At 36.7% G+C, this 24587-nt stretch carries 18 protein-coding genes and 8 pseudogenes; 2 read left to right on the plus strand and 24 right to left on the minus strand.

What is annotated here, in order from left to right:
* Positions 1 to 37: 37 nt before the first annotated feature.
* The 8 genes from Gferi_RS27250 to miaB form a co-directional block, all read right to left on the minus strand.
* The gene (locus tag Gferi_RS27250; protein WP_069981637.1) at positions 38 to 325 is read right to left on the minus strand and encodes a hypothetical protein; all 288 of its coding nucleotides are present in this window, start codon (positions 323 to 325) and stop codon (positions 38 to 40) included.
* A gap of 65 nt (positions 326 to 390) precedes the next feature.
* Positions 391 to 999 (minus strand): GTPase, encoded by a 609-nt coding sequence (locus tag Gferi_RS27255; RefSeq protein ID WP_069981229.1) that lies wholly within the window; start codon positions 997 to 999, stop codon positions 391 to 393.
* Complete coding sequence (locus Gferi_RS27260) at positions 996 to 1916, minus strand: AAA family ATPase (protein WP_069981636.1); 921 nt, start codon at positions 1914 to 1916, stop codon at positions 996 to 998. The genes Gferi_RS27255 and Gferi_RS27260 overlap by 4 nt, the downstream gene beginning before the upstream one ends.
* A 151-nt stretch (positions 1917 to 2067) precedes the next feature.
* Positions 2068 to 2313, minus strand: a complete 246-nt coding sequence (hfq, locus tag Gferi_RS27265; protein WP_069981230.1) for an RNA chaperone Hfq — start codon at positions 2311 to 2313, stop codon at positions 2068 to 2070.
* Positions 2314 to 2355: 42 nt separating this feature from the next.
* Positions 2356 to 3297, minus strand: a complete 942-nt coding sequence (miaA, locus tag Gferi_RS27270; RefSeq protein WP_069981231.1) for a tRNA (adenosine(37)-N6)-dimethylallyltransferase MiaA — start codon at positions 3295 to 3297, stop codon at positions 2356 to 2358.
* A 13-nt stretch (positions 3298 to 3310) separates the two neighbouring features.
* Positions 3311 to 5143 carry a DNA mismatch repair endonuclease MutL gene (gene mutL, locus Gferi_RS27275; protein WP_069981232.1) on the minus strand — a complete coding sequence of 611 codons (1833 nt, stop codon included), beginning with the start codon at positions 5141 to 5143 and terminating at the stop codon, positions 3311 to 3313.
* 8 nt (positions 5144 to 5151) lie between these two features.
* Positions 5152 to 7785 carry a DNA mismatch repair protein MutS gene (gene mutS / locus Gferi_RS27280; protein ID WP_069981233.1) on the minus strand — a complete coding sequence of 878 codons (2634 nt, stop codon included), beginning with the start codon at positions 7783 to 7785 and terminating at the stop codon, positions 5152 to 5154.
* A gap of 96 nt (positions 7786 to 7881) precedes the next feature.
* Positions 7882 to 9321, minus strand: a complete 1440-nt coding sequence (miaB, locus tag Gferi_RS27285; protein WP_069981234.1) for a tRNA (N6-isopentenyl adenosine(37)-C2)-methylthiotransferase MiaB — start codon at positions 9319 to 9321, stop codon at positions 7882 to 7884.
* 601 nt (positions 9322 to 9922) lie between these two features.
* On the opposite strand from miaB, the gene Gferi_RS27295 reads away from it, so the two are divergent.
* The gene (locus Gferi_RS27295; RefSeq protein WP_069981638.1) at positions 9923 to 11116 is read left to right on the plus strand and encodes a pyridoxal phosphate-dependent aminotransferase; all 1194 of its coding nucleotides are present in this window, start codon (positions 9923 to 9925) and stop codon (positions 11114 to 11116) included.
* A gap of 38 nt (positions 11117 to 11154) precedes the next feature.
* Here Gferi_RS27295 and Gferi_RS28410 read toward each other — a convergent pair whose 3' ends face one another.
* The 15 genes and pseudogenes from Gferi_RS28410 to surE form a co-directional block, all read right to left on the minus strand.
* The gene (locus Gferi_RS28410) at positions 11155 to 11295 is read right to left on the minus strand and encodes a hypothetical protein (RefSeq protein ID WP_156782281.1); all 141 of its coding nucleotides are present in this window, start codon (positions 11293 to 11295) and stop codon (positions 11155 to 11157) included.
* Positions 11296 to 11404: 109 nt separating this feature from the next.
* A complete protein-coding gene (locus Gferi_RS27300) occupies positions 11405 to 12031 on the minus strand; it encodes a MerR family transcriptional regulator (RefSeq protein ID WP_069973655.1) in 627 nt (208 codons plus the stop codon).
* A 44-nt stretch (positions 12032 to 12075) separates the two neighbouring features.
* Entirely contained in the window at positions 12076 to 12936 is an 861-nt protein-coding gene (locus tag Gferi_RS27305; protein ID WP_069981639.1) for a 4-hydroxy-3-methylbut-2-enyl diphosphate reductase, read from the minus strand.
* 80 nt (positions 12937 to 13016) lie between these two features.
* Entirely contained in the window at positions 13017 to 13610 is a 594-nt protein-coding gene (locus Gferi_RS27310; RefSeq protein ID WP_069973658.1) for a lysophospholipid acyltransferase family protein, read from the minus strand.
* 12 nt (positions 13611 to 13622) lie between these two features.
* Positions 13623 to 14261, minus strand: coding sequence for a (d)CMP kinase (cmk, locus tag Gferi_RS27315; protein WP_069981236.1), 639 nt, complete (start codon positions 14259 to 14261; stop codon positions 13623 to 13625).
* Positions 14262 to 14362: 101 nt separating this feature from the next.
* Positions 14363 to 14551 (minus strand): hypothetical protein, encoded by a 189-nt coding sequence (locus Gferi_RS27320; protein WP_069973659.1) that lies wholly within the window; start codon positions 14549 to 14551, stop codon positions 14363 to 14365.
* A 40-nt stretch (positions 14552 to 14591) separates the two neighbouring features.
* A complete protein-coding gene (locus tag Gferi_RS27325) occupies positions 14592 to 15818 on the minus strand; it encodes a BaiN/RdsA family NAD(P)/FAD-dependent oxidoreductase (RefSeq protein ID WP_069973660.1) in 1227 nt (408 codons plus the stop codon).
* A gap of 18 nt (positions 15819 to 15836) precedes the next feature.
* A complete protein-coding gene (locus tag Gferi_RS27330; protein WP_069973661.1) occupies positions 15837 to 16451 on the minus strand; it encodes a histidine phosphatase family protein in 615 nt (204 codons plus the stop codon).
* Positions 16452 to 16622: 171 nt separating this feature from the next.
* Positions 16623 to 17875, minus strand: a pseudogene (locus tag Gferi_RS27335) (Glu/Leu/Phe/Val family dehydrogenase).
* A gap of 79 nt (positions 17876 to 17954) precedes the next feature.
* A pseudogene (locus Gferi_RS27340) lies at positions 17955 to 18822 on the minus strand (MurR/RpiR family transcriptional regulator).
* 23 nt (positions 18823 to 18845) lie between these two features.
* Entirely contained in the window at positions 18846 to 19385 is a 540-nt protein-coding gene (locus tag Gferi_RS27345; RefSeq protein WP_069973664.1) for a 2-oxoacid:acceptor oxidoreductase family protein, read from the minus strand.
* A 1-nt stretch (position 19386) separates the two neighbouring features.
* Positions 19387 to 20205 (minus strand): annotated as a pseudogene (locus Gferi_RS27350) (2-oxoacid:ferredoxin oxidoreductase subunit beta).
* Positions 20190 to 21343: pseudogene (locus Gferi_RS27355) on the minus strand (2-oxoacid:acceptor oxidoreductase subunit alpha). The pseudogenes Gferi_RS27350 and Gferi_RS27355 overlap by 16 nt, the downstream one beginning before the upstream one ends.
* Positions 21343 to 21532: pseudogene (locus Gferi_RS29575) on the minus strand (4Fe-4S binding protein); the annotation flags it as partial. The pseudogenes Gferi_RS29575 and Gferi_RS27355, both read right to left, overlap by 1 nt.
* A gap of 213 nt (positions 21533 to 21745) precedes the next feature.
* Positions 21746 to 22506, minus strand: a pseudogene (surE, locus tag Gferi_RS27360) (5'/3'-nucleotidase SurE).
* A 113-nt stretch (positions 22507 to 22619) separates the two neighbouring features.
* Here surE and Gferi_RS27365 point away from each other — a divergent pair.
* Positions 22620 to 23266, plus strand: a pseudogene (locus tag Gferi_RS27365) (hypothetical protein).
* Between the two features lie 24 nt (positions 23267 to 23290).
* On the opposite strand, the pseudogene Gferi_RS27245 reads toward Gferi_RS27365, so the two are convergent.
* Positions 23291 to 24587 (minus strand): annotated as a pseudogene (locus tag Gferi_RS27245) (oxaloacetate decarboxylase subunit alpha); the annotation flags it as partial.

Below are 24587 nucleotides of genomic sequence, written 5' to 3' on the forward strand. Positions count from 1 at the left end.
ACCCATTCGCTTATCCCATTGGCGATCCATTAGATCATCAATGCACTGTATAAAAAAAATAACTAACAGTGAAGTAAGTATAGAACGGAAAGAAAATATCAAAAGATTTACCATAAGAACAATAAGGCTTTTGGAGCGCTGTAAAACCTGTGGGTAGTTTTTGCTGCATATGAAAAAACATACCCAATATATAAGCTGCACTAAACAATGTGACAGCATATATGGTATCAAGCGCTGCAGCAACAGAAAATAAAATTAAACTATAGGGGAGGATTGCATTTTTAAATTCCAGAGAAAGCAATTTTTGAGGCAGTTCTTCATCCATGTAGTCGTCCAGTAGTTTGATAACGATACCAATTAAAAAGGAAGTAAGGCAACTGAAAAATTACGCTATAATCTCCGACGGACAAAAGTCCTCACCTCACTAAAGCCTGAACTGGTTTTTGCTGATATTGGAATCACTAAATGTTCAGGGAACTGTTTTTGAAGCTGAACTACAGGACCTTTATTCGGTACCAAGTCCACTTTGTTAGCCAAAATTGCATAACCATCCTTAAGCTGTCCGAATTCGGCTAACTGATAATCCACTTTACTAATTGAATGAGAGGGATGGTCATAAAACATACTGGAGATATCAAACATATGAAGTATAATATCACTCTCTCGAATAGCCGTGAGAGTTTGAGCCATAGCTCTTCTCGTTTCCACATTCATATGAATGCCATCAGTCAACCCGCTGCTGTCAATAACTTGAATCCTCTGCCTTCCCTTACCCATTGGAATATCCGCTTCAAGTACCTGCAGGCATATGGTTTTGTATGGACTGACGGAGGATAACAATTCCTTTGCACGGGAAATGCTATAGCTTGTGTTTTCTATAACCCCATTATGATAAATTAATTGTATATTCACTGTTTCCAAGTGAAGAAATTGGGCAAAGTTCAGCATAAACAGTGTCTTCCCTACGTTAGGTTTCCCTACAATCAGACACTTTTTCATGTATAATCCTCCTCAGTGATATCATCACTATTTAACATCAATAAATTTTCTCTTGAAAAGTCCTCCCCTTTTTGCAGTCTTACAGCCTGCTTACGGATTGCCCTTTCAATAATGTTTCGGACCAATCGGGCATTTCCGCTGTTAATGCCATCCTCGATTCTTTTTTTAGATATAATCTTAGCCAATCTTGCTTTAGAGGAAAGTGAGAGCTTATAATCCCTTTTTTCCACCATTCTTTCGGCTATTAGAATTAACTCTTCCAGGGTATAGTCAGGAAAGTCGATGTGTATGGGAAATCTAGATTTTAAGCCCGGATTAGAACGAAGAAAAGTATCCATTTCATCTTTATAACCAGCCAGAATCAAAACAAGATTATCTTTATAATCCTCCATGCTTTTTACAAGAGCATCGATTGCTTCTTTTCCAAAATCCTTCTCGCCTCCCCTTGCTAGAGAATATGCTTCATCAATGAACATAATTCCACCAATAGATCTTTTTATTTGATCCCTTACCTTAACGGCTGTATGACCAATATATTCTCCGACCAAATCAGCCCGCTCAACTTCAATCAAATGGCCCTTCTCCAGAACCCCCATCTTTTGAAAAATTTTCCCCAAAAGTCTAGCTACTGTTGTTTTTCCCGTACCAGGATTACCTCTGAAAATCATATGTAATACAAGGGAGTCTGCTACCAGTTGTTCCACTCTTCTTTTCTTTTGAATATTGATATATGCTTGTATTTCTTTGACGAGTCCTTTTACATTGTTTAGACCAATTAAACTTTCCAGTTCGGCCAGAATTTCATCAAGGTGCTCCTCTGGTTGTTCTGCTTGAAGCGGCTGTACAGCTTTTCCATTTCGAATAACCGATAATTTTTTTAATGTTTCTTCTGTAGTCAACTTCCCATATTCAAACATATTTAAAATATCCTCGTAGGATCTGCCAATTGGATTTCTTTTCAAATTTATCACCTCGAAAAATGGTTACTATAACATCATATGCAGTTATAGGCAAAATTGTTTCAAAAAAAATAAAAGAGTTGACATGGCAGTCAACTCGGTGGGAATTTTATTCTTCGTCTTGTCGTTTATTGGGTGTAGAAAAGTTAATCGCTCTCATCGGAGTAATGGTGGATACTGCGTGCTTATAGATTAAGTGTTGTTTTCCATCACTGTCCAATACGATGGTATAACTGTCGAAGCCTTTCACAGAACCCTTTAGTTGAAATCCATTAATCAAATATATTGTGATAGGAATGTGTTCCTTTCGTACTTGATTTAAAAAAACATCCTGCAGATTAATTACTGTTTTCATAAATACCCCTCCCAATTCAATTTGGATCTTCTATAAAATATTCTATAATAAGTTTAGTTTTCCTTCAATAAAATTTGTTATGTCATGAAGGAATACTTTTTTTTCTTCATAAGCGCCGACATCGAACCATTGTATTTGATCATACCTTTTAAACCAAGTGATTTGTCGCTTTGCGTACCGCCTTGTATCTCTTTTAATAATTTCAACGGCAGCTTCTAACGAATAGTCTCCCTTTAGATATCGGATAATTTCCTTATAACCCAGCCCCTTCATAGAGATCGCATCCGTATCGAGGCCTGAAGCCATTAAGTTTTTTACCTCTTCAATTAAACCCTGTTGGATCATGAGATCAACCCGAAGATTAATTCGTTCATAAAGCTCCTTTCGGTCACGGATTAAACCAATCATAGCATATTGATATGCAGGGTTCTCAGTAAGAGATTCTTGGAAATCCTTGATTTTTTCGCCTCCTTCATAATAGACCTCTAAGGCACGAATCACTCTTTTTAGATTGTTTGGGTGAATACGTTCAGCTGCTTCCGAGTCTATATTGCGAAGCTTATCATGTATATATTTATTACCATATTTATGCGCTTCTTCTTCCAATTGTTTTCTTAAATTCCAATTCGAAATCGTCGCAGTAAAATCTATGTTGTAAATAATAGAATTGACATATAGTCCTGTACCACCTACAATAATCGGCAATTTACCGGATAAAAGGATTTTTTCAATATATGCCTTCGCTTTTTTCTGATATTGCGCTACAGAGAATTCTTCCCTTGGATCAATTTCGTCCATTAGATAATGGGGAATATGATCTTGCTCTTCAATACTGGGCTTTGCACTGCCAATATCCATATGCTTATAAATCTGCATGGAGTCTGCAGATACGATTTCCCCATCCATTTTTTTTGCGATCTCAATGGAAAGATCCGTCTTTCCTACCCCTGTAGGACCTACGATGATTACCAGCGGTTTTTTCATTCTATGTCTCCCCCTAGGTACGTTTAAATTTCTTTTCGATTTCTTGCTTTGACATGGAGATGATAACCGGCCTTCCATGGGGACAAGTATAAGGATTCTCTAAAGCTGCCAGCTGCTTCATGAGTGCGTGCATCTCGATTTTATGCAGTTTATTGTTTGCTTTTACGGCAGCCTTACAAGCCATAGAAATAATTTTTTCGATTTTTAGATGATAGTCGGAAATTCCAGACTCTGTACTGTAAATTTCTACAATTTCCATGAAGAAATTCTTTGTTTCCGGTTCACCGAATTGAAGAGGAACAGAACGAATTAAAAAAGCACTTCTGCCAAAAGGTTCAACTTCGAAACCCAAATCTTCAAAAACCTTTAAATCATTTTTCAATTTTTCAAATTCTGCCGGTGAAAGCTCTACAATAATGGGCGTTAAGAGCTTTTGCGCATACACCTTTTTTTCCTTATATTGTTTAAGCAATTGTGTATAAAGTATTTTTTCATGCGCAGCATGTTGATCGATTAGATACATCTGAAGGCCGTCATCCCCTACTAAATAGCTCGAGAAGATTTGTCCTACAATTTGAATATTTATCAGATGCGGGTGATAAATAATGTTCTCTACTGTAGGTTTTTCAGGTTCGTCTATGGCTTTGCGCTCATTTCTGTCAAAAGGTATAGTAGGCTTCTTATCTTCTGTCATCTTATTATTTGTAAAATAGACATTTTTATCCTCTCTGCCAAGGGGTTCCTCCCGCACGCTCTCAATATTTTTTTTATTAGAAACAGCAGGAATATCTATGAAGGTTTCCTGTCTCAGTTCCTCTTGATTTTTAGGTGTTAGTTTTATTTCGGGTATAAGTTTTTCTTGGAGCAGGTTCTCTTTGAGTGTGCTAATTAATAGAGATTTAATAAGCTTTTCATTACTAAACTTTATCTCAGTTTTTGCAGGATGGATATTTACATCAATTTCTTCCGGAGGAATTTTCAAATAAAGAAAGCAAATAGGAAATTTGTTGATCGGCAGCAGTGTACGATAAGCTTCATCAATAGCCTCTGTAACGACCTTACTTTTTATAAGCCTGCCATTTACGAAAACAGCCTGTTGCTGACGATTTCCCCGGTACATATCGGTCTTAGAAAAATAAGCTTCTACAAAATAATTATTTTCTGCTTTATGGGCAGTCAGCATATTTTTAGCCAGTTCTTTCCCATAAATACTAGTGATCGTATGAAAAATATTATTCGTTCCAGAAGTTACGAAAACGATACTATTATTATTAATAAGTTTGAAGCCTTTATCTGGATGAGCCAATGCAATTTTACTTACTAAATCAATGATATGGCTAGATTCAGAAGTATTGTTTCTTAAAAATTTAAATCTTGCAGGCGTATTGTAAAATAGGTTTTTTACGATAACTGTTGTGCCAGTAGGGCAGCCGATTTCTTTTTTGAATATAACTTTCCCGCCGTGCAGCTCTAAATGGATACCGGCTGGAGCTTCTTCTGTCTTCGTAATCAGTTCAACCTGCGAAACAGAAGCAATACTGGCCAAGGCTTCTCCTCGGAAGCCTAGTGATAAAGTGCTGCTAAGATCTTCAATTTGTGTAATCTTACTGGTTGCATGTCGCTCAAAAGCAATCTCTACGTCAGAAGAGTATATGCCGGAGCCATTGTCTGAGATGCGTATATATTCTTTTCCGGCATCACGTACTTCTATAACAATCATAGTAGCTAGTGCATCAATAGCATTTTCTACAAGCTCTTTTATAACAGAAGCTGGCCGGTCCACAACTTCACCGGCGGCGATTTTATTAGAAGTAAAAGAATCTAGAAGATGAATTCGGTTATTCATTCAGAAGATCACCTGCAATCCTTTGCCATATTTAAAAGCCTATGCAAGTGATTCATGGCTTCAAGCGGCGTAGTATTTAAAACATCAATTTTCAGCAATTCTGAGACAATTTGGTCCGTATGATAATGAAAGAGATCTAATTGCTCATCTTTTGTTAGTGCGATTTCTGATTCTTTGATATCCTGCCCTTGATTTCGCTTATTGATATCGTTCGCTTCAAGCTGATATAATATTTGCTTCGCACGATTTACGATTTTTTCAGATACACCTGCCAGTTTTGCTACCTGTATGCCATAACTTTGGTCGGCACCGCCACGGATGATTTTACGAAGAAAAATAATATCATCCCCTTTTTCCTTAACGGCTATACAATAATTTTTTACACCCTCTAAAATTCCTTCTAGTTCTGTTAATTCATGATAGTGGGTAGCAAACAGTGTTCTTGCACCTAGGTGCTCAAAGCTGCTGATATATTCTACTACTGCCCAGGCGATGCTCAAACCATCATAGGTGCTGGTACCACGGCCGATTTCATCTAAAAGAATCAGGCTTTTCGGTGTTGCAGCATTAATGATATTTGCCAATTCGCTCATTTCTACCATGAAGGTACTTTGACCCTGAGCTAAATCGTCAGAAGCGCCTACACGTGTAAAGATTCTATCTACAATACCGATCACAGCTGCATCTGCAGGAACGAAACAACCGATTTGTGCCATGAGTACGATGAGTGATACCTGACGCATATAGGTAGATTTACCTGCCATATTTGGTCCTGTTAAAATTGTAAATCTGTTGTCCTTGCAGTCTAAAAGCGTATCGTTAGGGATAAAGTAGCTCTCTGACATCATTTTTTCTACTACCGGGTGCCTGCCATTTTGTATATGGATAAGATGATCCTCGTTTATAACCGGTTTTGTATAATTTTGGCGGTCACTAATATCAGCAAAAGAAATTAAAACGTCCAATATAGCAATGGCCTTTGCTGTTTTTTGGATCATTTCAGTATGGGCACTTACCTTTTCTCGAACCTCGGTAAAAATTTGATATTCTAATTCAGTAATCCGTTCTTCAGCACCTAATATTTTTGATTCTATTTCTTTTAATTCCGGTGTAATATATCTTTCTGCATTTGCCAGAGTTTGTTTTCTAATATAGTGAGAGGGTACCAGACCCAGATTTGATTTCGTTACTTCTATATAGTAACCAAAGACTTTGTTATAGCCTATTTTAAGTGACTTAATGCCTGTTTTCTGTTTTTCCTCAGTTTCAAGATTCACGATCCAAGACTTGCCCTTTGTGATCGCTTCCCTTAGATTGAAGATTTCCGGATGATAAGTTTCTTTTATGATACCTCCATCCTTCAAAGAAATGGGAGGATCATCTACAATCGCATCTTCAATGCATTGAATGACCTCCTGATGCGTATTCATACGGTCATTAATTTCTATTAGTGCATCACAGGAAAAAGAATTCAATAGGATTTTAATTTTGGGAATCATAGATAAGGAGGATTTTAGCCATATTAAATCTCTTCCGTTTGCATTGCCGTAAGATATTCTTCCTACAAGGCGTTCGAGATCATATGTCTCTCTAAGATATTCCTTAAGATCTTCTCGTGTCAGTAAATCCACTTTTAATGCTTCAACAGCATCTAATCTTTGTTGAATATCACGGGATCTGGTCAAAGGCTCCTCAATCCATTGCTTTAATAATCTAGCCCCCATTGCTGTATTGGTTTTATCTAAAACCCATAATAAAGAGCCTTTTCTACTCCGATCTCTCATGGTTTCGGTCAACTCTAGATTCTTTCTTGTAGTCTTATCCAATACCATATAGTCTTCTGTATGGTAATATTGTATTTTGTAGAGATGGTTAATGGATTTTTTATGAGTTTGCTCAAGATAAGTAAGTAAAGCACCTGCAGAGCCTGTACATAAGGAATGGTCTTGAAGTCCCAATCCTTCTAAACTAAGCAAATGAAAATGATTTTTCAAAGTTTTGACACCATAATCTATTTTATAGGCCCAGCTGTCAAATTTCGTAATATATGTCTGACTGCATACTGCACGGATTTCTCTTTCTACCGCAAGATCTTCATAGGAATCTTGGTTGATAATAATTTCTCTTGGATTTATTTTTACAGCTTCATTTAAAAAATTAGAAAAAACATTTTTGCCTGTAAATTCCGTTACGCGCAGATCGCCAGTAGAAATATCTGCATAGGAAATGCCGATACCTTCCTCATGAAATAGCGCTGCCATGATATAATTATTTTCTTTTTCTTTCAGCATTGACGGATCAATCACCGTACCGGGAGTAATGACTTTAATTACTTCCCTTTTCACAATCCCCTTTGCTGCAGAGGGATCTTCTACCTGCTCACAAATTGCTACCTTATATCCCTTATCAATTAGCTTTGAGATATAATTTTCCGCTGCATGATAAGGAACTCCACACATAGGAGCTCTTTCTTCTAAACCGCAATCTCTTCCGGTTAATGCAATTTCAAGTTCTTTGGCAGCTAATACCGCATCCTCAAAGAACATTTCGTAAAAGTCACCTAGTCGAAAGAAAAGAATACAATCTGGGTATTGATCCTTTTGCTCTAAGTATTGTTTCATCATTGGTGTTAGTTGTTCCATACCTTTTCCCCCACTACTGCAGTTTTCTTATCATTATTATAACATAAGGATATGTAATTTTTAAGGATAGAACCAGGAAGATTCCCGGCACTATCCTTAAAGAGTATGATCAATTGCTATACCATTTAAACTAAAAGTTCTGGCCTCGGTAATCTTAACTTGAGCTAATTGTCCAATTAAATCCTTGCTGCCAGAAAGATTTACGAGTTTACTGCTTCTGGTACGCCCCATTAATTTAGAGGCATCATTTTTACTTTCTCCTTCTACTAAAACCTCAACAACAGCATCTTTATAATCCATATTTTTTCTTGCAATAATCTCATTTAAAGTATTTAAAAGCCTGTTAAAACGTTCATGCTTAACGTCTTCAGGTACCTGCTCTGTTAATTTAGCAGCGGGCGTTCCTTCCCGAACAGAATAAAGAAAAGTAAATGCAGAATCATATTCCACTTGTTTAACGAGATCCAATGTTTCTAAAAAATCTTCTTCTGTTTCGCCCGGAAAGCCTACAATGATATCTGTTGTAATAGCAATATTGGGAATGCTGGCCTTTAATTGCGTCACTAGATCTAGATACTGCTCTTTCGTGTAGTGACGGTTCATTTCTTTAAGAATCTTTGTACTGCCGGATTGAACAGGAAGATGAATATGCTCACAGATTTTATCACAATCCCTCATTGCCTCGATCAATCGGGGAGATAGATCCTTTGGATGCGAAGTCATAAATCTTATTCTTTCAAGGCCTTCAGTTTCATTGATCTGAATCAGTAAGTCTGAAAAATCTATCTTATTTTCTAATGTTTTGCCATAAGAATTTACATTTTGCCCCAGTAATGTCACTTCTTTTGTTCCTTGAGCAACCAATTGCTTGATTTCTTCTACAATGTCTTCAGGATTCCTGCTTCTTTCCCTACCTCTGGTATAGGGTACAATACAGTAGGTGCAAAAATTATTACAACCATACATGATATTTACAAAGGCTTTTAGTCCATATTTACGGACTACAGGAATACCCTCTACTACGGTTCCTTCTTCATCCCATACTTCTACGATCATGTGATCAGATTTTTTACAGTTGGCCAACAACTCTGGAAAATTATGCAGATTATGTGTTCCAAAAACCAAGTCCACATGATTATATTTCTTTTTGATCTGATCAACTACATGTGCTTGTTGCATCATACAACCGCAAACAGCAATAATCATATCCGGTCTTTCTTTTTTAAGGGGTTTTAATTGTCCAAGATTTCCATATACTTTTAGCTCTGCATTTTCCCGCACACAGCATGTATTGTAAATAATCAAATCAGCTTCTTCTTGTTCGTTTGTTTCTGTATAGCCCATATTATTAAGCATGCCGGCCAGCTTTTCTGAATCATGTTCATTCATTTGACAGCCATAGGTAATAATCATAGCTTTCTTTTTATTACCCTTTTCGTAATAAAATTCATCATTAATCTGGCGTACCTCGTTTATATAAATCTGCTGCCGAAGTTGTTCTTCGGTAGAGACTTTAACAATTTCACGTTTACTCAAAGCATATTCCTCCTAAAAAACATATTCCTATTAGTATTTTTCCGCAATCTAATCCATATTATATCAGATGTAAGAAAAAAAAAGAAGCTGCATGAAGATAATCTAAATAGTTTAACAAAATTTCGCGAAAAAGATTGAATAAGCACTATTGCCTCGGAAATAGAATTTGAGGAAGCCAGTATATATTAATACTGGCTTCCTCGAAATTCTTTTATTGTATTTAAATCTGTGATGAGTATACTACCAGAATGTGGTTTTCCTAAATATTTATTAAATTCTTTTTCGATATCCACATGTGAATTGAGGGCAACCAAGTATAAATACCTCTCATCTTTTACATAATGATAAAGAAAGTAATACTTCATATGCATCACTCATTTTTTTTATATTTTTAGAACTAAAAATCAACTTCATAAAAATATGGATCATGAATGATATTCATTTTACCTACACTATTAGCATCTGCGAAAAAGGCGATTTCAATGTTAAGTAATAAATAGAAAAAATAGTGTGAAATACAATTTCACCACATAATTTATGAATTTTGTGGCATGATAGATGTGTAAATTTTACATAAAATAAAAGTTTAGGGGGTAATTTAATGAAATTATCTACTCGAATAGTGAACATGCAAGAGTCGCCAATTAGAAAACTAGTTCCATTTGCAGAAAATGCAAAAAAAGAAGGAAAAAAGGTGTATCATCTAAATATCGGACAACCTGATATTGAAACACCTGAAAACTTTATGAATGCTGTTAGAAAATTTGATGACAAAGTATTAAAGTATTCATTTTCACAAGGTATGCCTGAGCTGGTCGATGCGATGATTAAGTATTACAAAAAATATAATATGGCCTTTGAAAAAGATGAGATCCTAATCATGAATGGCGGAAGTGAAGCTTTATTATTTGCACTGATAGCCATTGCAGATGATGGTGATGAAGTGATTGTACCAGAGCCTTTCTACACCAATTATAATGGTTTTGGAAGCGCGGTTGGGGTAAACGTTGTTCCTATCACAACAGAAGCTTCAAAAGGCTTCCATTTACCTGCTAAAGAAGAGATCATAAAAGCAATCAATAGCAAATCAAGGGCTATTCTTTTATCAAATCCTGGAAATCCAACAGGTGTTGTTTATACAAAAAAAGAAGTTCAAATGCTTGCAGATATTGCAAAGGAATACAATCTTTATGTAATTGCTGACGAAGTATATAGAGAATTTGTATATGATAACCTAGAATATACAAGCTTTGGAAATATTTCTGAAATTCAAGATCATGTAATCATTGTAGATAGTGTATCCAAAAGATTCAGTGCTTGTGGTGCTAGAATTGGTGCAGTCTTAAGTAAGAATAAGGAATTAATGAAGCAAATATTAAAGCTTTGCCAAGGCAGATTATGCTGCCCAACACTGGAACAAATTGGTGCAGTAGAGCTGTACAACGTATCTGATGACTATTTTAATGCGGTTTTAGTAGAATATCAAAAAAGAAGAGATATTGTATTTGAAGGACTAAGCAGTATACCCGGTGTTATTTGTGAAAGACCAACAGGTGCATTTTATGTAATTGCAAAATTACCAGTTATAAATGCTGAAGAGTTTGTGATTTGGATGTTAAAAGACTTTAGCGTAGACAATGAAACCGTTATGTTAGCTCCTGCTGAAGGTTTTTATGCAACGCCTGGCTTAGGTAAGGATGAAGCAAGAATTGCATATATCCTTAATGAAGATGATTTGAGAAAATCAATGAATATTTTAAAGATTGCTTTAGAAAAATATCCACAAAAAAAATAAATTAAAAAAGCTTTCGCCGATTTAGGCGAAAGCTTTTTTTAATCTTCTTGTCTTAATAATCTTTCATCCAATTCGCAGGTACCATTATTGCAGTAACCAGCTATGCAATGAATACATGTAATAAATCCACATTCCCTGGGTTCTCCAAAACCTTTAACCTCATAATCTTTTTCGTACATAATTTGGCACCTCCATTGAATTAATCCGAATCTACTATACATTTATATTATAATACAAGAATACAATCATGTCAATTGTATACATTGTGACAAATAAAAAAAGATGCAGTTAAAGAACTACATCCTTCTTTTCACCAAATATCTTTTTCCAAAGGGGTTGCTTTGTGTTTAGCTTCTTAACCTGTTCCTTCAATTCTGCCAATTCATAGGATTTTTGCTTTAAGCGCATTTTCAGTCGGGCATTTTCACAAATCAAGATATCTTTTTCTTTTTTGAAATGTGTTTCATTCCCTTCCATGTCTTGCACAACATCGTCAAAGTGGTTAATAATTTCGTTTTTTGTTTCATCAATTTTATATTGAAGCTGCTCATTCATGTTATGATTAATACGGTTGCATAGTTCTTCCAGCATACTGGAAAGTTCCAATTCTGCAGGTTGATTTATGATACTTAATTCAGAACTGCTGGCAGTAACAGCAACCTCATGATTCCCGTGAACTAAAATTTCTGGCGTATCAAGAATTAATTTAATTTGCTTATTTGTGAGCCCTTTTTCTTGGAGTTCCTTTATATAAATAAATTGTTCAATTTCTTTGTATGTATAATAGCGACGATTGGAATTTGTTCTAGGGATCTCCAATTTGAATTCATCCTCATAATATCGTAATACATGTGTATCATAATCAGTGATTTTGCTAACCTCAGAAATGGAATATTTCTTTTCTTTATCAATCATATGATTTCCCCCCTAACTACTGATTATATTCTGTACATTAGCTTTTAATTCCTTTCATTGTTGTTTTGATCCATACTGCTCATTTTTTCAATAACCTCCTTAATAATCCAGTCCGGGGTTGATGCTCCGGCTGTTACTCCAATTTTATTCATTTTTTCTATTATATCCATTGGTAAATCCTCGGCAGTTTCTACATGATAGGTATATTTACAATATTTTTTACTGATCTGTAGAAGCTTTTGTGTATTCGAACTATGATATCCGCCAATTACAATCATTGCATCTACCTGTTGCGCTACATTTGCACAGGATGATTGTCGTTCTCTGGTTGCAACGCATATGGTATTAAAGGGTTCTACCACTTTAGCTTTATGATTTAGCTCCTTTAAAATTGCATTCCATAACTCAGAGGTTATTGTTGTCTGTGCAACAATACATAACTTATCAAAATTGGGTAGAGAATCTACCTGGAAGACATGGTTCAAAATATACGCTTTATTATCACACCAACCATTGATTCCGATAACTTCCGGATGAGTAGGGTCACCGATAATAACAATGGAATAACCCTTCTGATGATATTCATAAACGATCTTTTGTACCTTTCTTACAAAGGGACAAGTGGCGTCAATGATTTCAACATTATTTTCCTTTGCTTTTTCATATACTTCTAAAGGAACTCCATGGGAGCGTATAATAACAATGCTGTCTTTGCCATCCTGAATATCATCTATAGACTGTACACCCATGGACTCTAATTTTTGAACAACCTGAGGGTTATGAATAAGTGGTCCGTAGGTGTGAATTCTTTTATCCCTATGCAAATCTACTGCGTGGAAGGTTCTTTGGATGGCTTCTTTCACGCCAAAACAATACCCAGCATTCTTTGCAATGATGATCTCCAATATTATTATACCTCCTAAATCAGTTTATAATTTAATTTCTACATCATATTACAAAATTCCTCCTATGTAAAGAGATTAATTTATGATATAGAGCAAGCAATTTCAGTTTCTATTTGCTCCATTACCTTTTGACTAAGCTCCTGATAGGTATCCACGCTTAACTTTTGACCATAATATTCCTCAAAGCTTAAGGGTGCACCAACTTTAACCTTTATTTTTCTGAATAGTTTATAATCAGAAATAATTGCCACAGGAACAATAGGAACCTTTCCTTTTATGGCGATCATGGCAAGGCCAGGCTTTACATTAGAAGGCGCTCCTTTCTTTTTACGGGTACCTTCTGGGAAGATGCCAAGAACCTTGCCACTGTTTAGAGCCTTTAAAGAATTCTTAATTGCTGATAAATCAGCGCCATCTCTGTTGACAGGAATCATATCTAGTTTTCTAATGATTGCTCCCAGTATTTTGATTCCAAAGAGTTCCTCTTTTGCCATATAAGTCATTTTGCGAGGAATTGTGGTACCGATAATAACAGGATCTAAATTATGAATATGATTGGAACAGACAATACAGGCACCTTCCTTAGGAATATAATGCAAATTCTCAACTTCTATGCGATAAAAAAGGTCTACATAGATTTTCATGAGATTTCTGGCAAAAGTGTAAAAATCCATTTTGCTTCCTCCCTACTGAATATAGGATAATATTTTATCAACCACTTTCTCTATGCTCAAGCCCGTAGTATCTATAAGAATGGCATCCTCAGCTTGAATCAGTGGTGCCAGTTCTCTTTCTGTATCAATCCTATCACGATTTGAAATTTCTGACTTCACATCTTCTAAAGAAGTAGTAAAGCCTTTTCGACGCTGTTCCTCAAAGCGTCTCCTTGCTCGTTCATCAATGGATGCAGTAAGGAAGAATTTATAGGCTGCATCTGGCAAAACAAAGGTTCCAATATCCCGGCCATCCATCACTACATTTTGTGCAGCAGCAATAGTTCTTTGGAATTCTACCATTTTTTTTCGAACTGGAGAAAGCTTGGCTACTTCAGAAACCAATTGATTCACTTCAGGACTTCGGATTTCTTCTGTGACATTGGTTCCATTTAGATAAATATCATCTCCTATCAGCTCTATCCTTATATCAGCCAGCAATGCTTCAATTTGCTGAGCATCTTTCGTATCTACAAAATTTTGAATAAACTTCAATGTTACAGCACGATACATGGCACCTGTATCAATGTATGTAAGTTTTTTAACCTTTGCGATTATTTTTGCGATCGTACTCTTACCTGCACCAGCAGGTCCATCTATAGTAATACTCATATTACCCACGCATACTTCCTCCAAGCTTAGATTCTATTTAAAAGATAAAACATCTACAAAACTATCATAATATTAAATATTTATCTTTACAATATAAAAAACTAATTCTTATTCAATCTCAAGTTAATAATCTCTTCTTTAAAGAATTGGCTAAGGCTATTTGCGGGAGAATCGGGATCACTTTTCAAGTGCAATGCTTGCAATAAAAATAGGGATAATAGGCAGGCAATGGCCAAAGAAAAGAAGATCCTTTCAATAATGTATACAGTTTTTAGAATCAACTTTGACATTGGTAAACCTCCCGATAAAAGAATAGCTTCTATAGTAGTATTATACGCTAATTCCAGCTAGATATCCTGTTGAAAATGCAATTTGAAGATTATAACCACCGGTTAATCCTTCTACATCAAGGACTTCACCTGCAAAATGCAAACCGGATATTTTTTTTGATTCTAAAGTAGAAGGGTTGATTTCTTTAACATCAATTCCTCCCGAAGTTATAATCGCTTCCTGAATAGGTCTTGTACGCGTAATCGTTAGTGGCAGACCGGTGATAAGCTTCAATAAAATTCTACGCTCTTCCTTGCTGATTTGGTTCACAAATTTTTCCTCCGGTATACCTGAGAGTTGAATAATAACAGGAATCAGCTTTGCTGGAAGCAAATCATCCAGTGCATTTTTTAACTGTTTTCTGCTATATTTATCAAAATCCCGCTGTATCCTCTTATCTAACGTATCTTCATCCAAAGCAGGCTTTAAATTGATAAATGCTTTTATTTTTTCCTTATCAAGATACTTTGCCAGATAGTTGCTTGTAGATAATACAATAGGTCCGGATATACCGAAATGTGTAAAAATCATTTCTCCAAATTCTCTGTGTATCTCCCTGTCCTGATAAAAGACCTGTAAGGAAACATTTTTTAATGAAAGTCCTTGCAGGTTTTTGATCCACTTTTCTTCCGTCTCCAAAGGAACCAATGCAGGTTTAAGGGAAACTATATGATGGCCTGCTTTCTGTGCGAAAGTATAACCATCCCCAGTGGAACCTGTAACCGGATAAGAAAGACCGCCGGTTGCGATGATGAGCTTACTGCAAGGCAGAATTTGGTTATTTGTTAATCGTACCCCTCTCACAGCATTATCTTCATAGAGAACATCCCTTACCTCAGATTGCAGGCGAATATCGACTCCGTGAGAAACCATATAGGTCATTAAAGCCTTGATGACATCACTAGACTTATCAGAACGGGGAAATACACGATTGCCTCGTTCAACCTTTGTGGGTACACCGTATTGATGAAGTAAATGAAGGATATCATCGTTAGTAAAGCTATAAAAGGCACTATATAAGAAATTTCTGTTTTTTGTAATATTTTGCAGCAGATCCTCAATGTCTCCGGTATTTGTGATATTACAACGTCCTTTTCCCGTAATATACAGTTTCTTACCTAATTTTTCATTTTTTTCTAGTAAAACAACCTGTTTTCCTTGCGCTGCAGCTGTTCCTGCTGCCAGCATTCCAGCAGCGCCTCCGCCTATTACTACAATTGATTCCATAAAAAAATCCTTCCTATTTTATAACGTATTTTCTAAATGAGCAGTATCATTCATTGTTACAATGACTGGTCCATACTCCCTGAATTCAACAACATTAATGCAGGCATTATCCTGGCGAATCCTATAAAAATTAGATAAATCCATATCCATCAGGCCTAATAAGATTGCTTTGATGGCAGTTCCATGAGAAACGACAGCTACATTTTTATTAGGATTTTCTTCTACGATACGATGGAGGGCTGCCAATCCTCTACTCTGTACATCAAGTAATTTTTCCGCTCCTGGAATCTGTGCTTCATGAGGTTTGCTTCTCCAAATCCTATAGTGCGTGAGGTGCTTTTCTTGAATTTCCCGATTGGTTAGACCTTCCCAATGTCCAAAGGACATTTCGCGAAGCTCAGGGATAATATTCACCTTATATTGAAATTCCTTTGCAACAGCTTGTGCGGTTGACAAAGCTCGATCTAAATCACTGCTGTAGATAGCATCAATAGAATAATTTTTCATTCTTTTTCCTAAGTGTTGGGCTTGCAGTAATCCCTTTTCATTTAATTGAATATTTTTAGCTCCTTGAGCCCTAGTCTCTGCATTCCAGACGGTTTCGCCATGTCTGATAATATAAAGTTTGGTCATCTTGCTAATCGCCCCCCTTAAAGTTCAAATCTATTATAACATTAAAAATTCATTACCACTATTACAATATATTTTTACCATTAACAATAAAGATAAACGGATTCCGAAAACAATTTCTAAAAACAATCAACTGCGATTTCTCGCAGTTGATTGTTTTTGCGGCTATATATTTTAGTACCAGCCTCTAATTTCATTGCAGTAGCAACACGCTTAATAGACATCATATATGCTGCTGTTCTCATATCTACCTTATGCTCTTCTTTTAATGCCCAGATTTCTTCGAAGGCTTTTACCATCAATGCTTCCTGCTTTGTTTGCACTTCTTCGAAGCTCCAGTAATAGTTCATTAGGTTTTGTACCCACTCGAAGTAGGATACAGTTACTCCGCCGGCATTTGCAAGAATGTCCGGAATAACTACGATACCCTTTTTGAATAATACTTCATCTGCTTCCGGTGTTGTAGGTCCATTGGCTCCTTCAGAGATGATTTTTGCCTTGATATCATTTACATTCTTAGATGTGATTTGGTTTTCTAAAGCACATGGGAATAACATATCTACATCCATGGTTAATACTTCACTTCTGTCGATTTCCTTTGCTGCGCCTGGGAAGCCCTTTACATGTCTGTTTTGTGCTGCATATTCCATCAATGCCTTCACATCTAATCCATTTTCATTTACGATGCATGCACTGGAGTCAGATACTGCAATTACCTTTGCGCCCATCTGCGTGATGTATAATGCTGCATAGCTTCCTACGTTTCCGAATCCTTGAATGGCTACCGTTGCACCATTTAAGTCTAATCCGGTTTTCTTTGCTGCATCTCTTGCCATGATCGCTACGCCGTATCCTGTTGCTTCTGTTCTTGCTAAAGAACCGCCAAAATCGACAGGCTTTCCTGTGATTACGCCAGGCTCGTTATATCCTCTTAATTTGCTGAACTCATCTACCATCCAAGACATGATCTGTCCATTTGTATTTACATCCGGTGCCGGAATGTCTTTTCTGTCTCCTACGATTGGAGCGATTGCTGTTATGTATGCTCTTGACAATCTCTCTAATTCGCCTTTTGATAATGTTGCCGGATCTACGATGATTCCGCCCTTGCCGCCACCGTATGGTAACCCGATTACATTACATTTGAATGTCATCCATGTGGATAATGCCTTTACTTCATCTCTAGATACATCGTGATGGAAACGGATACCGCCCTTTGTCGGTCCAGGTGCATCGTTGTGCTGTGCTCTGAAACCAATAAAAGTTTTAATGCTTCCATCATCCATTCTTACCGGAATAGATACTTCCAAGGTTCTTAAAGGATTCTTTAAGATTTCATATACTGCCGGATCTGCTCCTAATTTGTCACATGCTACCTTAACCTGATGCTGTGCAATCTCAAAAGGATTTAATGTTTTTTCAGCCATTTCTTATGACCTCCTGTAAAATTAATATATCAGAAATACATTGAAATATTTCTAGATAACTGGAATGTATTTTGCGTGTCTACTTTTTCCCATTATAAATATTATGTTTTTCCCATATTTTTTCAAGGGCATCAAAGGTACTTGTGATTTCATCCTTCTCCCGCATACCGACTGCAACAACCAAGGCATTAATTAAGCTTAACGGTGCAACTAATGAATCTACAAAAGTAGCCATATGGCTTCTGGCAGTCAATGTATAATCCGCTATTGAAGCAATCGGGGAAACCTGGCTGTCCGTTATGCCTACGACCAAAGCTCCCTGATCTTTTGTATATTTTAACGCATTCAGCGTATTTGTAGAATATCTTGGAAAACTGATTCCGATCACAAGATCTTCTTTACCTACCCGAATCATTTGCTCAAAAATATCACTAACTCCTGAGGTAACCACTTTCACATTATCATGTATAAGATTTAAATAAAAACCAAGATATTCTGCTAAGGTTGTAGAGCTTCTTAAGCCTAAAATATAGATTCTTTTTGCATCGAAAATACTATTAACTACTTTTTGAAATACCTCAGCATCAATTTCTTCGATCGTAGCGCGGATGTTATCCATGTCTGCTTTCAGAACCTTTTTTAAGACGGCACTTTCATTGGAATAATCCCTTAGACATTTCTAGTCGTTGCACTGTAGTTAGCTTTGTTTTAATTAATTCCTGCAACTCTCTTTGCAATTTTGGATATCCATCATAACCTAAGGTATTGGCAAAGCGAACCACCGTAGATTCACTTACCCCTACCTTAATACCCAGCTTTGAAGCTGTCATAAAAGCAGCCTTATCATAGTTGTTGGAAATAAACTCAGCAATTAGTTTTTGGCCTTTACTCAACCTTGGGTAAATCTTCTGAATAGTTCTTATTAAATCTTTATGCTCATCGTTCATGGTGATACCTCACTTAGAATTGTTTAATATTTTTCAACCAATCTATAACCTTCGGCTAATGCACGACGATTTAATTCTTCAGTTCCTTTTGGAACCCTGCTTAATACTGCTTCTTCTAAAGATTCTTTGCTGACAGTATTTAAGATTTGCTGGATAGCACCCATTGCAATAATATTTGCTACCATTGGCTTTCCGATTACCTCTACAGCTGTTTGCAATATAGGAATCTGAATAACCTTTCCAGCCTGTACGCCTTCTGGTAACCTTACAGAAGAGTCAACTAGGAGAATACCATCCTTTTTAATATCATTGATATATTTATCAGCTGCTACCTGTGTCAATGATAAAAGAAGGTCAGGTACTTCTACTTTTGGAAAGTCTATTTCATTTTCGCTGATGATTACCTCAGCTTTACTAGCTCCACCCCTTGCTTCCGGACCATAAGATTGGGACTGGATAGCATTTTTTCCGTCTAATAGAGCTGCTTCGGCCATGATGATACCACCTAATATCAGACCTTGACCACCTGAACCAGTTAATCTTATTTCAACTTGTTTAGACATATTATCTCTCCTTCTGAAATCTATCCAATATTTTTTGATATTCTTGCGTATACTCAGGCTCTGTAATATTTTTAAACTCACCAATCAAGAATTTACCTTCCATTTGCTCTGGAGTAAGTTTTTGTGATGCTTTTACGTCTACCGCTGCTTCTTTAACCCAGTTCATTTGATCAACAACAGTACCTTTTTTATTTTTTCTGCCGTAGTAGGTTGGACAAACGCTGATCGCCTCAACTAAAGAGAAACCTTTATTCTTGATTCCGTTTTCGATATATTTTGTCAGCTGCGGTACATGATAAGCCGTTGCCTAGCTGCATATGTAGCTCCTGCAGCCGCAGCAAGATTTGCAATATCAAAACTCTTATCGATATTTCCGAATGGTGCAGTTGTTGCCAAATCTCCTGTTGGTGTTGTAGGAGAGTATTGTCCGCCAGTCATACCATAAATATTATTATTGAATACAATCGTAGTAATATTTATATTTCTTCTTGCAGCGTGGATCAAGTGATTACCGCCAATCGCTGCTGCATCTCCATCTCCTGAAATTACAATTACTTCAAGTTCCGGTCTGCCATTTTTACTCCGGTAGCAAAGCAAGCGCTCTCCCGTGTGTCGTGTGGAGCGTGTTAAAATCCATGTATCCTGGAGCTCTAGAGGAACATCCGATTCCAGATACGATGCAAACCTTGTCTTTATCTAAACCCATGTTGTGGATTGCTTGACTAACAGCTCTTGTGATGATACCGTGTCCGCATCCTGGACACCAAATATGAGGAAGCTTTTCAGCACGATAATATTGGTTGATTAATTGACTTGACACTTTATTAATACCTCCTTAATCTTAGCTAGGATCTCATCAGGAGTGATCACTTCGCCGTTGATTTTACCTACATGATGAATGGCGCTGCACTTTTTACTACACGTTCAACTTCTAAGACCAGTTGACCATAGTTCATTTCCGCTACGATAATCGCTTTAGCATTCTTCGCAATTTCAGCCATTCTCTTTTCAGGGAAAGGCCAGATCGTAATCGGTCTAAACATACCCACCTTTAGTCCTAATTCGCGAGCTTTCTTCATTGCACTTTTTGCAGATCTTGCAGTACACCATAGGAAAGAACAACAACTTCCGCATCTTCTATATGATTCTCCTCATAGGAAATGATATCATCAAGATTATCATCTACTTTTTCATTAATCTAGTCATCAATTTATCTGCAACTTCATGGCTGTTGCTTGGAAAACCGCTTTCATCATGAACCAATCCGGTTACATGGAATCTAAATCCGTCTCCATAAGCTGCCATTGGCAGGTACGAGTTGTCCTTCTTCTACCCTATAAGGCTGATAATTCGCATCACCTGACTCTGGCTTAATTCTATCAATAATTCGATTTCGCTGGCATCAGGAATTTCTATTTTTTTCGCGCATATGTCCTACTACTTCATCCAGCATGAGCATTACAGGGGTTCTATATTTTTCAGCAAGGTTAAAACAGCGAATGGTTAAATCAAAGGTTTCTCTTACAGAGGATGGTGACAGTGCAATACAGGATGATCGCCATGGGTACCCACTTCGCTTGCATAATATCTCCTTGAGATGGTGCTGTAGGAAGACCTGTACTTGGGCCGCCTCTTTGAACGTCAACAATTACGCAAGGAATTTCAGCGATTGCTGCATAACCGATGTTTTCTTGCTTTAGAGAAAATCCTGGTCCACTGGTTGCAGTCATAGATTTTAATCCAGCTAAAGAACCACCAATTGTAGCTGCCATTCCAGCAATTTCATCTTCCCATCTGAATGAACTTGCCACCTACCGTTGGAAGCATTTGTGCTGATATTTCTGCAATTTCTGTTGAAGGGGTAATCGGATAACCTGCATAAAACTCATTCCTGCAGCGATTGCACCTTCTACACAAGCTTCGTTTCCTTGCATAAGTTTCACATTATTTTTCTTCATCATCCATACCTCCTAAATAGATTGCAAAAATCAGGACAGCGTAATTCACATAATCCACACTTGATGCATTTTTCTATTCAGTAATTTCTACTTTGTCATCTTTGATTGCAAGCACCTTTTTGGACAAAATTCAACACAGATACTGCAACCTTTACACCATTCTTTTTTTACTTTTAATTGAGGTTTTCTTTACCTTTAGACACGATAATAACTCCTTCATCAGCAGATATTTTCCTTGTCTTAATCATAGCAAATAATAATTAAAAATGCAATTATTCTTTCATAATTTATTAAAATAATATTATGATGCAATATTCTTTCATTTTACATGCGTGAATGTAAAATTCATGTTTAGCTATATGGCAGTATACAAACTGTTGTATACCGTATCCAGAAATTCCGTTACAGAGAAATATTCCAAGATTCCAGATCTCGAATTAAATTAAATTTTGTTAGGTCAAAATGAATCGGTGTAATAGATATCATTTTATTTTTACACAATATAGATCTGACCCTTCCAGATGGTCCTCATCAACAATTTCACCGCCTAACCAATAATAAGCCTGTCCACGAGGATCGATTCTTTCAATAAAAGAATTTTTGTATTTCCGAACGCCTAGCGTTGTAATGCTTACGCCTCTAATTTCTTCTTTTTTACAATTTGGTACATTAACGTTTAATAGTGTATCTGGCGGAAGTTTGTTCTCCATCATTTTTTTAGCAAGAGTGAGGCTAAATTCAGCAGCATAGTCATAGTCCAGTTCTGAAAAGTCTGCTAATGAAACTGCCGCAGAAGGAAAACCAAGGATAGCACCTTCAATGGCAGCTGATACAGTCCCGGAATACAAAACATCTGTTCCGAGATTTGCACCACTATTAATTCCGGAGAATATTAAATCAGGGCGTTCTCTGAGCAGTACTTCAATACCCAACTTTACACAATCAGTAGGTGTTCCGGAAACGGACCATGCTTCAAAGTTTCTATCCAACAATTTCACTTTTGAAGCACGAATCGGTTCATGCATGGTTATAGCATGGCCAGTTGCACTTCTCTGTCGATCTGGAGCTACAATGAAAATTTTAGCGATTTTTTCAAGGCTGCAAGCCAATTTAAGTATTCCCTCAGCAAAAATGCCATCGTCATTCGTAATTAATATTTTCAATATGATTCCTCCTTGCACGTAATAGGATATTCCTAAATTTGTATTAATACTAATTTCTCATAAAACAAATAATATTATTACATCATAAGGTTTATTTTCTAGGAGTGATTAATTTGATTCAGATAGATGATGCAGGAAGCGGAAGCTTGATCGGGGGTACCTGTATAGGTGTTATGAGAGCTGAAACCGGCGAATTTGATTTTGATATTATTCCAATCGATCTATACCGACCAGAGTATTTTGAGAAAAAAATTTACTTAGATGAAGTCGTTCGTATCATTGGGAAGTCATTTCAAAAATTAAGCGTAGAAAAAAAAGAGCAAATAGAGGTTTGCCGGGGATATATGTTCGACAGACTTCGTCCATGGCTTAAAAATAATCAGTATCAATACATCAATACATCGATAGATGAGCCTCTTCAACAAAAAATCGAAAATACATTTTCCCAGTATGTCATTCAGCTTGGACTGCCAGAACAATATATCAATTATACAAAATATCCTTTTCACTTTCATCGGCTATTACGGTGGGTATATGCAGATTATGATAAAAGAAAGACACTTTGTAAAACAGGTTGGAAAAGTTGGGAAAAGTACGGTAATCTAGAGCTTGAAAAAAAACTGGATTTTTGAAGCATTCCAGATATAAATGCTTGAAATGCGGTGAAAGTATAAAAAGCGAAAGTCCAGTAGAAATCATAAAATATATAAGCAACCGACCCAATACCATCTATATGCACATTGATTGTGAAAAAATCTAAGCTCCAGAAAGGAGCTTAGAAATATTATACAGGATAAGTTTTTTGTGATTTATCAACGTATTCGCTGTCGATTTTATACTTTTGAGCTTGTCGGTACTTAAAGTATTCGATTGCAACAGGTGGGAATAATCCATAAGAAAGAACATCTTCCTCTTGCTCGTAATACTCTTGCATCTCCTTTTTAAAAGTCTCCAGCTGTGGTGCAATCAAATCGGCAGGTCTGCATTCAATAACCTCTTCCTCTCCAATAATCTTCTTCTTAATATCTTCCGATATAGCAACCGTTGGTCGACCATACTCACCCTTCACATATGCTTTGATTTCTTTTGGAACCATTTTATAGCGCTCCCCGAGTACAACATTAAATACGGCCTGTGTTCCTACCATTTGACTCATAGGAGTAACTAATGGCGGGTATCCTAAATCTTCTCGAACCCGAGGAACTTCCTTTAAAACTTGATCATATTTATCGACTGCATTTTGCATTTTTAGCTGGGAAACCAGATTCGATAACATACCTCCCGGAACTTGGTACACGAGCGCATTGACATCAACTCCCAGAACCTTGGGATCTAATAAGCCGCTGGCTAAATACTTATCTCGTATGGGCCTGAAATGTTCTGCTATTTTATTCAATACCCCTAAATCAAGACCGGAATCTCTTTCCGAAGCTTGTAAGCTGGCAACGAGGGGTTCTGTAGGCGGTTGAGATGTTCCCAATGCCATTGGTGAAATTGCTGTATCTACTACATCCACTCCTGCTTCTATCGCCTTTAAATAAGTCATAGAACCCATACCGCTGGTGTAGTGTGTATGCAGCTGTATAGGAATTTTAACGCTGTTTTTTAGTTTTGAAACAAGTTCGTAGGCATAATATGGAGTTAGTATTCCCGACATATCTTTTAAGCAGATTGAATCAGCTCCCATGTCCTCCATCTGTTTAGCAATTTTTAGATATAATTCAGTATTATGCACTGGGCTAATCGTGTAAGAAATAGCAGCTTGTGCATGGCCTCCTTCTTTTTTTGTTGTATTTAAAGCTACTTCTAAATTTCTAACATCATTTAGTGCATCAAAGATTCGAATAATATCAATACCGTTATGAAATCGCTTTTTTAACGAATTCGGTTACTACGTCATCTGCATAATGCTTATATCCAAGAAGATTTTGTCCTCTTAAAAGCATTTGTAATTTTGTATTCTTTACTATCTTTCTAATCGTTCTTAGACGAACCCACGGATCTTCATGTAAGAAGCGAAGCGAAGAATCAAATGTTGCACCACCCCACATTTCTAAAGAGTGATAACCCGCTTGATCTAA

This window comes from Geosporobacter ferrireducens, from assembly GCF_001750685.1.
Classification (GTDB): Bacteria; Bacillota; Clostridia; order Peptostreptococcales; family Thermotaleaceae; genus Geosporobacter; species Geosporobacter ferrireducens.

What these genes read in the sequence shown, in the direction of transcription:
- Gferi_RS27250 (WP_069981637.1), bottom strand. Translation starts at nt 325, where the DNA reads ATGGATGAAGAACTGCCTCAAAAATTGCTTTCTCTGGAATTTAAAAAT.
- Gferi_RS27255 (WP_069981229.1), bottom strand. Translation starts at nt 999, where the DNA reads ATGAAAAAGTGTCTGATTGTAGGGAAACCTAACGTAGGGAAGACACTG.
- Gferi_RS27260 (WP_069981636.1), bottom strand. Translation starts at nt 1,916, where the DNA reads ATGTTTGAATATGGGAAGTTGACTACAGAAGAAACATTAAAAAAATTA.
- hfq (WP_069981230.1), bottom strand. Translation starts at nt 2,313, where the DNA reads ATGAAAACAGTAATTAATCTGCAGGATGTTTTTTTAAATCAAGTACGA.
- miaA (WP_069981231.1), bottom strand. Translation starts at nt 3,297, where the DNA reads ATGAAAAAACCGCTGGTAATCATCGTAGGTCCTACAGGGGTAGGAAAG.
- mutL (WP_069981232.1), bottom strand. Translation starts at nt 5,143, where the DNA reads ATGAATAACCGAATTCATCTTCTAGATTCTTTTACTTCTAATAAAATC.
- mutS (WP_069981233.1), bottom strand. Translation starts at nt 7,785, where the DNA reads ATGGAACAACTAACACCAATGATGAAACAATACTTAGAGCAAAAGGAT.
- Gferi_RS27295 (WP_069981638.1), top strand. Translation starts at nt 9,923, where the DNA reads ATGAAATTATCTACTCGAATAGTGAACATGCAAGAGTCGCCAATTAGA.
- Gferi_RS28410 (WP_156782281.1), bottom strand. Translation starts at nt 11,295, where the DNA reads ATGTACGAAAAAGATTATGAGGTTAAAGGTTTTGGAGAACCCAGGGAA.
- Gferi_RS27300 (WP_069973655.1), bottom strand. Translation starts at nt 12,031, where the DNA reads ATGATTGATAAAGAAAAGAAATATTCCATTTCTGAGGTTAGCAAAATC.
- Gferi_RS27310 (WP_069973658.1), bottom strand. Translation starts at nt 13,610, where the DNA reads ATGGATTTTTACACTTTTGCCAGAAATCTCATGAAAATCTATGTAGAC.
- cmk (WP_069981236.1), bottom strand. Translation starts at nt 14,261, where the DNA reads ATGAGTATTACTATAGATGGACCTGCTGGTGCAGGTAAGAGTACGATC.
- Gferi_RS27320 (WP_069973659.1), bottom strand. Translation starts at nt 14,551, where the DNA reads ATGTCAAAGTTGATTCTAAAAACTGTATACATTATTGAAAGGATCTTC.
- Gferi_RS27325 (WP_069973660.1), bottom strand. Translation starts at nt 15,818, where the DNA reads ATGGAATCAATTGTAGTAATAGGCGGAGGCGCTGCTGGAATGCTGGCA.
- Gferi_RS27330 (WP_069973661.1), bottom strand. Translation starts at nt 16,451, where the DNA reads ATGACCAAACTTTATATTATCAGACATGGCGAAACCGTCTGGAATGCA.
- Gferi_RS27345 (WP_069973664.1), bottom strand. Translation starts at nt 19,385, where the DNA reads ATGTCTAAACAAGTTGAAATAAGATTAACTGGTTCAGGTGGTCAAGGT.